The sequence below is a fragment of the Bacillus sp. AR13-1 genome (assembly GCF_008042285.1).
GTDB lineage: Bacteria > Bacillota > Bacilli > Bacillales > Bacillaceae_G > Bacillus_A > Bacillus_A mycoides.
The window spans coordinates 1-14,267 of the sequence record NZ_QNUA01000002.1 but is presented as its reverse complement, the minus strand read 5'-3'; the positions used below and the strand labels follow the sequence as shown (position 1 = coordinate 14,267).

The following is a 14,267-nucleotide window of genomic DNA, read 5'->3' as shown; positions in this document are numbered from 1 at the left end:
TATGCCCCCTTCTGTACTATCGGTTTATTTTTATACCTCAAGTCCAACAAGGTTAATGATATCTCATTAGCAATTAATTATCAACAAAAATGTACCGGTTGTCCAAAATTGTACTAGTTGTTTTTTCTTTGTTACAATATATTTATTAATATAAGAGCATTACCTCTAAAGGAGCTTAGAATATGAATAAGAAGAAAAGAGACGTTTTAGATAAAGCACATGCGCTATTTATAGAACAGGGATATCACGCGACATCTATTCAAGATATTTTAAATCATAGCAATATTTCCAAAGGTTCTTTTTATAATTATTTTTCTTCCAAAGGCGAACTATTCAAAGCTGTATTTAAACTTATCCAAGAAGAGATGCAAGTGGAAAGAGACAAATTACTTATTGGAGAAGATTGTAAAGATATTGCTATCTATATAGAACAAGTCAGCCTCATGATGGAACTTAATAAAAAAAACAAGTTAATGCAATTAATTGAAGATGTGCTTGTATCAAACGATCCAGATCTCATACAATTTATTAAGCACTCTAAATACTTATTTTTAAGTTGGGTGTATAAACGCTTTACAAATATTTTCCCCGAGGATAAATCAAATTATTTAGTGGATTGTGCGGTTATTTTCATAGGTATGATGCAGAATATTCTTCATACCAGTAATGCATGGAATCAAACAATTACCATAAAGCAAATTGTAACTTATTGTATGGATCGGATAATTATAATTTTGGAAGATATTAGTGAAAAGAGCATTCAATTATTTACACCCGCATATATAAATGAATTTTTACCTCAATCAGATTATAATGGTTTTTTTAACAATGAATTTTCAATTGCTACGCTAAACTTAAAAAAAGTGATTGAGAAAAAAAATGGTTTCGAAAAGCAGAAAATGACAACATGTTTAAACCTGTTGTACTTTATTCAAGAAGAGATTATGTATAATAAAGCAGATTCAAGAAAATTTTTAATTGAAAGTGCTTTAACAACTTTAAAAAATAGTCCAGAAATCAATGCCACTCAGGAATATATACAATATGAACAAATTTTAGGGAAAATGGACTATTTTCCGATTTCATAAATTTCATTTTCTTCAATCTAAACTATATACACAAATTTAAAGGTATTCTTATAATGAAAAGACCCTATATCCTGTATATATAGGGTCTTCCAATATATGTTTTTTATCATCATATTTAACGTTGGATGATATTTCTCAGCTATTCCTCTCTGGCCTTTCAAAAGTTTCTTTACCCATTTGAATTAAGTTAATCCCTCTTACAAAAACGATATCTGTTCTTACTCTGGCTTCATTCCTTTTGAAAAGTATTTTAACGTTTAACTCACATCTGATAGAGATAAGGAACTAATTTCTGGATTTTTGTTAACTCGGTTTATATAGGTTTCTTTTATTTACACTTGCGTACTTATATAGATACGGTGATGATTTTACTTTTTGTTTTTTTATTTTTATTTTTATCATTTTAGCCAAGAAGACTCCTTCCTCAAGGAACGCGAAGTGAGTAGGTGGGAGATGAATTGGCTTCGGACAAGAGATGGCAGGAAGCCATCTTAATTGTTCGACATACATAAACTGTTACTTCACTATCTACCGAATGTATGTTTGTTATATAATAGACACATGCCGAAATGGAGGTGAAATGAATGATGATTAATAAAGCATATAAATTTCGTATCTATCCAAATAAAACACAAGCAACCCTAATTAATAAAACGATTGGCTGTTCTCGTTTTGTATTCAATCATTTCCTATCTCTATGGGATAACGCATACAAAGAGACAGGGAAAGGTTTGACATATGGTACATGCTCTGCCAAACTTCCTGCCATGAAGAAAGAGTTTGTTTGGCTCAAAGAAGTGGATAGTATTGCGATTCAGTCGTCTGTTCGCAACCTTGCGGATGCTTATACACGCTTTTTCAAAAAACAAACTAGTGCCCCGCGTTTCAAATCTAAGAAAAACAACGTACAATCTTACACCACAAAACAAACAAATAAAAACATTGCCATTGTAGGAAAAAAGATAAAGTTGCCGAAACTAGGTCTTGTTCGATTTGCCAAGAGTCGCGAAGTAAAGGGACGTATTGTAAATGCTACAGTTAGACGGAACCCTTCTGGCAGATACTTTGTATCATTGTTAGTTGAAACAGAAGTGCAAGAACTTCCAAAAACACAATCTTACATCGGAATGGATGTGGGACTAAAAGATTTCGCCATTTTGTCAGATGGAACAACCTATAAAAATCCGAAGTTTTTTCGGTCATTAGAAGAGAAGTTGGCGAAAGCGCAGCGTGTTCTTTCTAGAAGAATAAAAGGATCTTCTCGCTGGAATAAACAGCGAGTAAAAGTAGCTAGAATTCATGAATACATGACGAATGCTAGAAAAGATTACTTGGACAAAGTCTCAACTGAAATCATCAAAAACCACGATGTTATCGGTATAGAGGATTTGCAAGTATCAAATATGTTAAAGAATCATAAGTTAGCAAAAGCCATTAGTGAAGTATCATGGTCGCAATTTCGATCCATGTTAGAATACAAAGCAAAATGGTATGGCAAACAAGTCATTGTCGTATCGAAAACATTTGCTTCCAGCCAATTATGTTCTTGTTGTGGATATCAAAACAAAGACGTTAAAAATCTAAACCTACGTAAATGGGACTGCCCTTCTTGTCGTACACACCATGATAGGGATATTAACGCAAGTATTAATCTAAAGAATGAAGCGATAAGGCTTCTAACCACAAGGACTGTGGAGCTAGCCTAATCAATTAGAGTTCGTTAGAACTCTTTACTTAGGAATCCCTCACTTCTAAACGAAGTGAAAGTGGGGGTAGTTCAAATTGTTTTCTAGTAATTCTCCATACAAACTCCAGATAGTAAAGTTATAATGGCTACTAGAGGTGATATAATGATCAACCATCATATTCTTGTAATAGAAGACGACCAAGAAATTCAGGAATTAATTAAACAATTTTTATTGACACAACAGTATACAGTTGAAGTTGCATCAGATGGATTAGAAGGAATGACACAATTTAATAAGCAATCCTTTGATTTGATTCTTTTGGATGTGATGATGCCAAACCTTAACGGATTTGAAGTTGCGAAAATGATTCGAAGTCAATCAAATGTGCCAGTTATTATGCTGACTGCGTTAGAAGAAGAACAAGATCAAATGAAAGGATTTGATCTTGGAATCGATGATTATATTACAAAACCATTCTCTTTTCATGTTTTGATTAGACGAGTCGAAGCAGTACTAAGAAGAAGCAATGATAAAAGCTTAGATAATCATTTCGTCTTTAAAGAATTGCGTGTCGATGTCGACGCCTATAAAGTATATGTAAATGAAGTTGAAATCTCCTTAACAACGAAAGAATTCGAAATTCTGCAACTACTACTACAAAATGAGAGAAAAGTACTCCTAAGAGAAAGCATCGTAGAAAAAGTTTGGGGCTACGATTATATTGGGGAATCCCGAATAATCGATACGCATATTAAAAACATACGAAAGAAATTAGATATCCCTTATATTAAAACCATAAAGGGTATAGGTTATAAAATCGATGAATAGGATCGTAAAAATCATGAAGATGAAGCGAATTACTTATAAACTCTTTATGACTACATCCCTCATTTTGTTAGCCTTTGCAGTCCTAATTTATTTAACTTTATACTTCTTTCTTCCTACATTTTATGAGCAATATAAAACAGAGCAGCTTGAAAACGGAATGGAAGAAATAATTGATAAATCTAAGAATCTTACTTTTCAAAATGCACAACCGCTTTTTGAGGAGTATATGCAAAAAAATAATGCAATACTCAGATTTCCAGATTACGAAAGAGTAAACGTTTATTCTACTCCTTATACATTTATTCAAGGAAGTGTTACTCAAACAGCACGAATAGGGAGTTCAAATAGCCTGAACAAATCATATGATATTCCATTTCAGGATGGTAACCAAACCGTCATAGTATACGCAACATTTCAACCTATTGATGAGGCTTCCAAAGTTTTGGTACGTTTCCTTCCCTATATCAGTATTATTGTAGTTGTTATTGGGATAGGAAGTGCTTATTTATTTTCAAGGTTCATTACAAAGCCACTCATTTATATTAATCGAGGGGCACAAAAAATGGCGGACTTAGACTTTTCCGAAAAAATTGAGATTCGTTCTATGGATGAATTAGGGGAACTATCTAATAGCTTGAATGATATGTCCATTAATTTACAACAAACTATGTTTGATTTACAAAAAGCAAATCAGCAATTAAAAAGTGATATTGAAAAAGAAAGAGAAATAGAAACAAAACGCAGAGAATTTTTTGCAACTGTATCACATGAATTAAAAACCCCTCTCACTATTATGAAAGGATACTTAGAGGGGATGATATATAATATTGGTCCTTATCAAGATCGTGACCAATACTTAAAGAAAAACCACCAAATTATCGAAAAGATGGAAGATCTAGTTCGCGAGATTTTAAGTATGTCTAAATTAGAACAACATACATTTAAACTACAATTAAAAGAAATAAATCTCTCCGAGTTAATGGATATAATCACAAAAGATCTCAGTTTTTTTGCTTCTCAAAAAGACATTCAAATCATAAAACAGATTGATTCTAATCTTTCTGTCTATACAGATCGGGCTCTTTTAGAAAAAGCCTGTAAAAATATTATTCATAATGCAATTATGTATTCACCGAATAATGAGAAGGTATATATACAGCTAACTCAGGACTCAAAACAAAATTGTATCTTAATTCAAATTATCAATACAGGTGTACAAATTAAAGAAAATGATATACAACATGTCTTCGAACCATTTTATCGAATTGAAAAGTCAAGAAATCGAAATACTGGTGGGAGTGGCTTAGGATTATATATTGTAAAACAAATTTTTGAAGCACTAGGTTTAGAGTACGTTATTAATAATGTAGAACAAGGTGTACAATTTGTTTTTAGCATTCCAATATCTGAACAATAAACAACCTCCCCTACCAATTCGGGAGGTTGTTTATTAGAGTTTACTAACATCTCTTACTACTAGTTTCTCTAACAATTTTAGTGCGCTTACCTTTTTATTTTGTACCCTTTACACCTGTAATTCCCATTTCTATTAGTACATTCTGAAGAACATTTTTCAGATGAATAGATTACACGATTGGAAAAACACGAATACCCATTTTTAGATGTATCCCACTTACAAACTTAGCTATGAGTTTTAACTTTACCAGATTCAGATGATCCTAAAATAGTTTGAACTAGAATTGAATTCATTTGTATATAATCAAAAAGGGTTTAATCAATTTACCTGATTAGTCTGTTCAAAATCAGACTATTTTTGATCCGTTAATTTCACCATTTTTGTTATTTTTTCACCATTACGATAAACTGTTACTTTAATTGTGTCCCCCGATTTTTTCTTTCCATATAAATACTTGCGGAATTGAACAACATTTTCTATTTGTTGTTCATCCAATGCAATCACAACATCATGCTGTTGTAATCCTCCTTTTTCTGCTGGTGACTGATTTGAGATATTCCCCAAAACAACACCATTTGTTATCTCTTTTGGCAATTTTAATTGATCACGTGCAGAATTTGTAATTTTCTCTACATCAAATAGTTGTACACCTATCATTGGACGTTTAACTATCCCCTCTTTTTCAAGAGACTCTAGAACTGTTTTAGCTATATTAATCGGAATTGCGAATCCGATTCCTTCAACTGCTTGTTGTGCAATTTTACTTGAATTAATTCCAATGACCTCACCCTGCTCATTAAACAAAGCTCCGCCGCTATTCCCAGGATTAATAGCTGCATCTGTTTGAATCACCTGTGCCTGCCAATCCACTTGCTGATTTCCAAGTGTACTAACAGGTATTACTCGATCCTTGCTACTAATAATCCCCTTTGTTACACTTCCTTCTAACCCTAATGGATTACCAATAGCTATCACAGATTCCCCCGTACGAATTTTTTCTGAATCTCCTAGAGTTGCTACTTTTTTCACATCTGTTCCATCAATTTCTAATACAGCTAAATCTAATAATGGATCTTTCCCTACTACTTTAGCAATAAGATTTTTACCATTATTCAATTTCACTTCTATTTTACTTGCACCGTCTATCACATGATTATTTGTGACAATGAAAACCTTATTACCTGCTTTTTTATATATGACGCCTGATCCTGAACCAGCTTCTTCTGATTGTGCTTGCATAGCAAATGGATCTGAATTTTTTTGATAGTTAATGACACCTACTACAACTTCTTTTGCATCTTCAATCATATTTTGAAGACTACTCATACCATCTGGTTTGTGCGAGACAGGAGTAACCTGATTCACCTCGTTATTTTTAGTGAATTGACCTGCACCTCCTTTAATTTCATCTATATAAGGAGTGGTCAAGCTGATTGTAATTGCACCAATCATTCCAGTAAAAAAATAACCTGTTTTTTTACCGTCTCTATTCATGTTTTTTCTTGTTTGATTTGTATCATAGTGTCCCATTTTGAACACTCCTTTCTCCCTTAATATCACTTGGATATTTCCATCTTTATATTTTCACTATAAGTCCTGCATCTGGAGTGTACATGGAGATAATCGGGAGTTTATCGAGAGCTGTAGACCTTTAATACAAAAAAGAACCCTTATAATAAGGATTCTGCAACAGGAAAACACAAATATATAATAATAATTTGTTATTTTCATACTTTTAAAAAACTAATTTTCACTATATGAAAGTTATACATGTTTTAAAATTTGTATCTTTCGAAACACTTCACAGACGTATTGAGAATTCTTTTTATCTTAAGATGCATGAAAATAAAAACTATTTATAAAGGGGTTCTTTACAAACAAAAAGAAGGCATCTCGAATAAAGATTAATCAAAATGGCCTTCTCTACACATGCCCATTAACTTAAGAATTCAGAATTACCCCAAAACAAAAAATGAGCTTTTTTGTTTTGGGGGTATTTACTTTTCTTAGCTTGATAGCGATGTGGTAGGGCCCTATATTTGACTCTTTTTCTACACCTAGATATTCTAGAGTTCGTTCTAACATAAGTGCAGCCTGTTGACGTGTGAGTGTGCCATATGGCGTAAACTTAGTAGCTGAAACACCTCGGATAATTCCTGTATCGTATAGGGCTTGTACATCATAATACCGGCTGCGAACGTATTTACATCAAGAAGATTAATGGAGCAAATGATGATTGCCCTGAATTGGTATGATAGCTGTTTTTGCAGAGTTTGAGCGTGATATTATTCGTTGAAATTCTCTTCTTAAAGATAATACGTAAATACAAACAAAACCAGCAAAACACCGTTCCTATGTCGTACTGGTTTTGTTGATGTCCATCTTGAATTGTAGCTAGTTCAACGTAATTGCAAATTCTGAGTTCGGTGCCCCAGCAATTACAACCGTTCCATTCTTCGGCAGTTTTACTTTGTTATTGCCGCTCACGATGGTAAAGTTGACGCATACTCCATCCTCATCATACACCGCGAACGCACCCTTCGATGGCAATGTCACGGTCATCCTTTTTCCTGCTGCCGCTTGCGGGATCGTAAACCATTTAGCATGCCCATTTGCTTGCAGCGTAACTTTGGATGATTGGCTAGCATCAAGTGGTTTTACGTTGGTTCCACTTACGTATAACAACCCGGCCATTTCCATATATTCATTGCCGCCTTCTGTATAGAAATGCGTTTCCGTCGTATCACGGCCATTCATCACGGGGATCTGTAGCTGATGCGTCGCGGTGTTCGGACCTGTAATTTTTCTGCCCTCCCAATAGCCCGCCAGGCCTTCCTTACGAGTAATTTGTGTGGTAATAAGTTTCGGTTGTACGAGATATTCAATAGAACTAAATTTCTCATTCACGAGATAGAACTTGACACCTTCCCGCTTCGCCCATGCGGCAGCGGTTTTCTTTGATAGCACATTGTCTTCTAGTTTCTCGGCTAAATAGTGAGTCATCGCACCTTGCCCTAAGTCTGGTGTCGATTTATATGTGCTCTCCCTCAAATAAGTTCTTCCATTCTTCTCGGTGACAAAGTTGAGCTTAGAAGTACCCTTCTCATTAATAAAGCTTCCATCCGCAGTATATACATATTTTTCTTCTCGATTAGATGGTAAGAACAGTTCTCCATTCTTCGTAATTTCAATTTTGAAATGAGTTTCGCTATTGCCATAAAAGCCCGCTTTCTTTGCCACGTCTTGAGGCATCTTGACCTTGACCGGCTTGCCAAAAGATTTGTTCGGCTTGATGTTCTTAATTGTACCCTTCTCTTTAAGCACGGCGAGCAGCAATTCAGTTGCCAGCAGTTGATTTGTAGCGCTTCGTCCACCGGATGACAACACAGCCGCTGCCATTTTCTGTTCCGGAAGCACGACCAGTATAGCATGTTGCAGTGCCGTGTCGCCGCCCTTAGCCAAGCCTTTTATCCCATATTCACTAAATGGGTATAGTTTCACACTATCCCAGCCAAGACCATAGTTAAAAATATTATCTCCATCCCCCGGCCACATTCCTTTTTTATATTCCTCTTGCTCCATCGCCTTGACTACCTTATCAGAGAGGATCCCTTTTCCCTGTCCCATAAATAATTGTGAGAATCGTACCATATCTTCTGCCGTGGAAGAGACCCCTCCCGTACCAATCACATTCACCGATTCAATTGGAAGCTGCCCTTGGTACGCCGGAAAATAAAGTCCAGCCCGCTTTTCGTCTCTCCATTTGTCCTGCGGCGTTTTTGTATGATTCATCTTTAAGGGTTCTGTAAACCGTTGATGTAGAAATTCGGTAAAGCTCATACCGCTGACTCTTTCCACCAAAATTTCGGCCAGCGTAAAGCCATCGTTGCAGTATACCGAGAACGCGCCAGGGTCTGCTTTCAGGCTCTGGGTGGACAATTGCTGCAACAAGAAATCATGGGAATAGGTATCATTATCGTTAAATAAAAATGCATTACTTAACGTGGAACCTTGAAAGCCGGAAGAGTGATTCAACAACATACGTGGGGTAATGCGTTTGTACCGCCCATCTTTCATCTTAAAATCAGGAACATAGTTGACCACAGGAGCATCCAAATCGACTTTTCCTTCGTCGACCAATTTCATTACAGCCGCTGTTGTATACATTTTACTGACTGAACCAATCCCGTATAGAGTATCTTTGGTTAGCGGCGGTTCCCCTTCCATATCGTTCTTTCCAGCCTGCCCCGACAAAGTAAGCTTGCCATTATCAATTAGTGCATACTGCACGCTAGTCGTCCCATGGGACTTCGTGAGTAGCGCAGCCTTTTCTGCTGCAATCTTCTTCAGTTCTTGGCTAGCTACTTCTGCGTTAGATACAACTGTAGTCTTACCGTCAGAAAATGCTTTCGCCCCTGTTGGTAGAATCATAGTTAGCGCTAATGTAGCGGCTAATACACCAGTTAGTTTATTTTTCATGAGGGAATTGCCTCCTTAGATAAATGATCAATTTCATCATTTATTTGTTTAACTATGAAAATATGATAAAATTTATCCGTTCTTCCTTTTGGCCTACTTGCTAAATTCAGCAAGTAAAATATTTTTAAAAGGATCAGGACTATCAGCATTAAGGCTGTTCAAATTGACAGCTAATGTATGCTTGCCTCCAGCAAAAGTAACAAACCCTGGAATGCTACCTCCGTGTCCCCATATTGAGACACCGTTTGGAAGGTTAGTTTCATAGATTCCAAGACCATTTCTGCCAAGTGCATCTTCTCCTGTTGGAACTGTAGTAAGCATTTGTTTTAGTTGCTGTTCTTTTAGTAATTTACCCCCAAGTAAGTAAGAGAAGAATTTGTTTAAATCATCAGCAGTAGAAATCATATCTCCAGCCGAGCTTCCCATACTTGGGTTATAATAAGTAACATCTTTTGGCTCACTTGCTCCGTCTAGTTGGATATATCCACGGGCATGCTTGGTTCCTGGAATCACGCTTGAATTGCCTGGTAAGAATGTATTCGATAATTCAAGCGGTTCAATAATCCGATTTTCAATCTCTTCCGCATAGCTGTTCCCGGTTACTGTTTCAATAAGGATCCCTAGTAATACGTATCCTGTATTTGAATAAGACCAGCTCTTTCCTGGAGCAAAATCTGGGGGCATCGAAATCCCCATCTTTACTAATTCTTCAGCCCTATACGATTTTTTAGTATCCATAAGATTAAAGCCTTTTGACCTTGTGTATTCAGCGATACCACTTGTGTGGTTCAATAATTGCCGGATAGTAATCTGTTTATCATCATACCCGTTTCCTTGAATGACACCAGGCAACCATTTTTCAATAGAGTCGTCTAGACTCAAGCTGTTCTCTTCGGCTAATTGAAGTACAACTGTTGCCGTGAACGTCTTCGTCACGCTACCAATGCGAAAGCGAAAATCTGTTTTCATTGGTTTCTTGCTGCTCAGATTCGCTACCCCAGCGGCATAACTCCATGTTTTTCCACCCTCAGAAGTTTTAGCAAGTACCCCCGGGAATCCAAGTTGTAATGTATCCCGCACTGCTTGCTTGACAGAATTACGATCTCGTTGAGTACTTGTTTGTAACGAACTAGATACACTTTGAGTAGGTTCTGCTTTTACAATTAAGGTTGGCGTTGTGTATAACAGGGCACTTCCAGCTATTAAAAGGGCAAGACTTGCACATGTAATTTGACTATGTGTTTTCATAGGGCATTCCTCTCCTCTATTCATATTGTATAGGTGGTTTCTTGCTATTTCGTATTAACCACACAGCTACCATCTCCACCAATGAAAAAAGGTCAACATTGAATTCGTAATCATCTTCATAATTATTATTTTTACAAACGCCATTCTGTCCTGGGTAAATCCCTCTTTTTCCACATATATGTTAACCACAGAAATTACTTCTTTTCTTTGAAATACTCTTGTTACTGGTCTGTTTTTCATATATAAGTCATATCTGTTCCGCCTTTCACGCCTCTTTATATTTTTATCATACACAATGAAAATTTCTTTTTTCTTACCCATTTCTTACAAATTACTTACATTCAAAATCGCTTTTATAATAGGGTAGAAGGAGCATCTGTGCCGTAAGGGTCAGTAAATATATTAATCAAAAAGAAACACAGAGGTTTTTTACTTCTGTGTTTCTTTTTTCCATCCTTTTAAATATTAAGAGTCGATTTACCCTTAACAGGATGAATTCTGGCTCTTTTCTAATGTAATTTTTCTTCTTGCAATACAACACAAATGAAATTGTGCTACATGAAACACTCCTACCGTTGTTAAAATCACTTGTTTTTAAGTCAAAATTTATTTAACTTAGGGCAGATACTCCATATCCATCAGCTTAAGAAAAATAAACGCCCTCAAAACGAAAAAATAAACTACATTCTCAAAGTAACTACCTGTAGAAAAAGAAAATGTTCATTTAGGAGATATATTAAAACCTTAGGTTGATAGTAATGTGGTGCTACCCCATCGCTATCAAGCTAAGCTTATGCAAAGTCAATTTTAGGCGAGATTGTTTCTTTTTCTAAAGGGCAAGTGTAGATGATTGAAAGATTTGCATACGAAATAAACCCTAACGGGTTTCACTTTTTTGAATTAAGCGGCTTGATTATCAGACATGGTACAATTGTAAACGACACCTAATATATCAAAGACCGTTTTTTTCTCATATCGATGAGATTTCCGCCCGTTTTGCTGTAGGAGATTGAACAGGCGAAGTAACACCTTTGATAGCTCTTGGGTGTTTTTTTGTATAGTTTGGAATAGAAGAAGAAAATAGTCTTTAATCATATATATGGCTTTATACTCACTAAGCTCTCATTTTTTCTTCATGAGGAGCAATTGGCGCATTTGAAACATGATAGAGGAACAGAGTAGAATGGCAATCAATTGACCATATAAATGGCACTCTAATCGTTCTGGTTTTATTTTTTTACAATGATGAACTTGAAAGAATGACTTCCACGTTTTAAATAAAATTTCGATTTGCCAACGCAAAGAATACCAGTCATGTACCTGTCCCATCGGGACAATATCTGTAGGGGTGTTTGTCATATATACATTGATACCACTGAGTCTTTTACTACGAGGAGAATACTTCATTCCTTTCTTTTTTTCTCTTACAGCTTGATCTTGTAATCGTTTTTGTTGCTGTTGTCTTGTTAATCGATGAACAATTACACGAGCTGGCACTTTATCAATCATTCCTACATAAGCATCAGCTATTTCACATGTTTGTCCTGGTTGAAGGGAGTTCATTACCGTCTCCATATCTATCTGTATATACTCTGTACCTTTCTTAATTCTTCCATCTTGAAAATAATCAGGGTTAGGGTTTTTTTGATAAATACGTGTATTCGACTTGATACGAGAGATATAGTAGGCCTCTTTATCTTGGATATATTGAAGGTCTTTTAAATGAAAATAACCTAAATCTCGGATACATAAATCATTCGCTGTCACAGTTGGGGCACACAGTGGGCCGTAAGTACGATCATGTTGTTTACCTGGACCTGTATGAATATGTAGGAACTGTCCACTTAACAAATCATACTCAAGTTGAATTTTTATCCCAGCTGTATGGCTGCATCCTCCTGCACCTGGATAAACCGATGAAAATACATCTGGAAGTTGAAATGCAGTTGAATCTAAAATACGAATACGCTTGAAAATAGAAGTGTATGGAGAAGAAATCGGCATAGATGCGGCCAATTTTTTGCTTAGTAGTTCGGCTAGTAGGCGTTGTAAAAGTTGGACGGCCGCCTTATTAAATCGTTGATTCAGTCCCTCAGGACTGATAAGTACTGCTGTTGATGCTTCTAAACAGCTAGATAACTGAGTTAAAGAAGTCATAGCTACATTTTGGCTCATCCATACACATAAAGCTATTAAATCTTTTGCTTGGTACTTACTGGTTCGTTGTACAAAACCAACATCTCTAGCAAGATCGCGTAAGGTATTTGGAGATAAAAAACTTTGAATCTCTTGAGCAAATAGTTGTAATTCGTCAGACACAGAAATAGACATAAAAAAACGCCATCCTTTCTATATATGCCTACAAAAAGTATAGCGTTTTTTTATATTAGATTAAATGAAATATTAAATTATATTAAGATCCTTATGCGTTGGGTGAACACTTATTTTCCTCATATAGCGTATTAATATGCTGTTTTATATTTTTGATGAATAATAGAATCTCTTGACTAGACATTCTAGCATGTTGAAGATGAAATATGTTGCCTTTTCCGATTTCTAACTCGTTTGAATTCAATGTAATAGGGATATTCCTAAAGATATGCCATGGAAAATACAAGTGTACAAAAGTTTCTCTAAAATATATACCCGATTGACAAATTAATACGCCATCCGATCCTTTACTCAAATTACCAAGAACAGAGGTATCTAAAAAAGCAATGATTTCTTCTTCTTTTGAAACAATATATCGTGCCCAAATTTCCTTTAGCTTTTTGTCTGAAATATGAGTGTCTACAAATAATCCATTATCAGGTTCTAATAATTCATCGTACGTCTCAAACAAAGAGCAGGTTGATTTTATCTCGTCAATTTTTATAACTGGATGTATATCATTTTGCTTTGAATTATGGAACGAATTTGTAAGAGCTATAAGTAATTCTTTAAATAACTGCGGTGGATAATCACTGCCGTTAATATTAAAACTTTTTTGTGCATCAAAAGATAAAAAACCATCTTTATCAATTTCGATTTGTTGCACTTCATTTAATTTATCCCATTTCATATTTCTTTTACCTAATAACCAATTTTTCCAATATAAACCCGAACTTGTAAAATAAACACCATATTTTCCTGAGCCAAATAAATTGCAACTTAAAAAAGCAATAATTCGATCATCCGTTGGTATAGAGAAACGTTTTTTTGCAATTGATAAGAAATCTTCAGGTATTCTAGTAACATAAAATCTAGACTGCTGATATTCTAAACAAATATCAGTTAAACGATTAATATCTATATTCAGCATGATAATTCTCCGTTTCTTATATATTTTCGATATATAAATTATAATATTACCAGGTAAATATTAACACTTAAAATCCGCTTAAATTGAGAGGCACTCTATTGGATTCTAAAATAAATTTGTATTAAATTGAAAAATTTATTATATATTTTTATCGTTTTGGGGTAGTTTCTTCTTATTAGCTTGATGGAGATGTGGTGCTACCCCATCACCATCAAGCT

Annotated in this window: 8 protein-coding genes and 4 pseudogenes; 5 read left to right on the top strand and 7 right to left on the bottom strand. The window is 35.2% G+C overall.

The features are described 5' to 3' along the window. Positions 1-182: 182 nt before the first annotated feature. The 5 genes and pseudogenes from DN408_RS00795 to DN408_RS00780 all read left to right on the top strand — a co-directional run. A complete protein-coding gene (locus DN408_RS00795) occupies positions 183-1,088 on the top strand; it encodes a TetR/AcrR family transcriptional regulator (RefSeq protein ID WP_078178832.1) in 906 nt (301 codons plus the stop codon). A gap of 584 nt (positions 1,089-1,672) precedes the next feature. Then, complete coding sequence (tnpB, locus tag DN408_RS00790) at positions 1,673-2,794, top strand: IS200/IS605 family element RNA-guided endonuclease TnpB (protein ID WP_078178833.1); 1,122 nt, start codon at positions 1,673-1,675, stop codon at positions 2,792-2,794. Between the two features lie 144 nt (positions 2,795-2,938). Next, complete coding sequence (locus DN408_RS00785) at positions 2,939-3,604, top strand: response regulator transcription factor (RefSeq protein WP_078178834.1); 666 nt, start codon at positions 2,939-2,941, stop codon at positions 3,602-3,604. Continuing rightward, a pseudogene (locus DN408_RS32370) lies at positions 3,597-3,855 on the top strand (two-component sensor histidine kinase); the annotation flags it as partial. The gene DN408_RS00785 and the pseudogene DN408_RS32370, both read left to right, overlap by 8 nt. Before the next feature lie 116 nt (positions 3,856-3,971). Then, positions 3,972-5,021: pseudogene (locus DN408_RS00780) on the top strand (sensor histidine kinase); the annotation flags it as partial. Between the two features lie 351 nt (positions 5,022-5,372). Here the strand turns inward: DN408_RS00780 and DN408_RS00775 are convergent. From DN408_RS00775 to DN408_RS00745, 7 genes and pseudogenes are all read right to left on the bottom strand, one after another. Continuing rightward, on the bottom strand, positions 5,373-6,560 hold the full coding sequence (locus DN408_RS00775) for a S1C family serine protease (RefSeq protein WP_179957866.1): 1,188 nt from the start codon (positions 6,558-6,560) through the stop codon (positions 5,373-5,375). A 402-nt stretch (positions 6,561-6,962) separates the two neighbouring features. After that, positions 6,963-7,193, bottom strand: a pseudogene (locus DN408_RS32365) (S-layer homology domain-containing protein); the annotation flags it as partial. A gap of 222 nt (positions 7,194-7,415) precedes the next feature. Further along, entirely contained in the window at positions 7,416-9,500 is a 2,085-nt protein-coding gene (locus DN408_RS00765; protein WP_078178837.1) for a serine hydrolase domain-containing protein, read from the bottom strand. Between the two features lie 93 nt (positions 9,501-9,593). Next, positions 9,594-10,748: a serine hydrolase domain-containing protein gene (locus DN408_RS00760; protein ID WP_147739917.1), complete on the bottom strand. Its 1,155-nt coding sequence runs from the start codon at positions 10,746-10,748 to the stop codon at positions 9,594-9,596. Positions 10,749-10,814: 66 nt separating this feature from the next. Then, positions 10,815-11,069: a hypothetical protein gene (locus DN408_RS00755; RefSeq protein WP_033707390.1), complete on the bottom strand. Its 255-nt coding sequence runs from the start codon at positions 11,067-11,069 to the stop codon at positions 10,815-10,817. A 579-nt stretch (positions 11,070-11,648) separates the two neighbouring features. After that, positions 11,649-13,079: pseudogene (locus DN408_RS00750) on the bottom strand (IS4 family transposase). 91 nt (positions 13,080-13,170) lie between these two features. Continuing rightward, entirely contained in the window at positions 13,171-14,049 is an 879-nt protein-coding gene (locus tag DN408_RS00745; protein WP_078178839.1) for a hypothetical protein, read from the bottom strand. Between the last annotated feature and the right edge of the window lie 218 nt (positions 14,050-14,267).

Coding starts and splice junctions, on each gene's coding strand:
- DN408_RS00795 (WP_078178832.1), top strand. CDS start 183: ATGAATAAGAAGAAAAGAGACGTTTTAGATAAAGCACATGCGCTATTT.
- tnpB (WP_078178833.1), top strand. CDS start 1,673: ATGATGATTAATAAAGCATATAAATTTCGTATCTATCCAAATAAAACA.
- DN408_RS00785 (WP_078178834.1), top strand. CDS start 2,939: ATGATCAACCATCATATTCTTGTAATAGAAGACGACCAAGAAATTCAG.
- DN408_RS00765 (WP_078178837.1), bottom strand. CDS start 9,500: ATGAAAAATAAACTAACTGGTGTATTAGCCGCTACATTAGCGCTAACT.
- DN408_RS00760 (WP_147739917.1), bottom strand. CDS start 10,748: ATGAAAACACATAGTCAAATTACATGTGCAAGTCTTGCCCTTTTAATA.
- DN408_RS00755 (WP_033707390.1), bottom strand. CDS start 11,069: ATGGGTAAGAAAAAAGAAATTTTCATTGTGTATGATAAAAATATAAAG.
- DN408_RS00745 (WP_078178839.1), bottom strand. CDS start 14,049: ATGCTGAATATAGATATTAATCGTTTAACTGATATTTGTTTAGAATAT.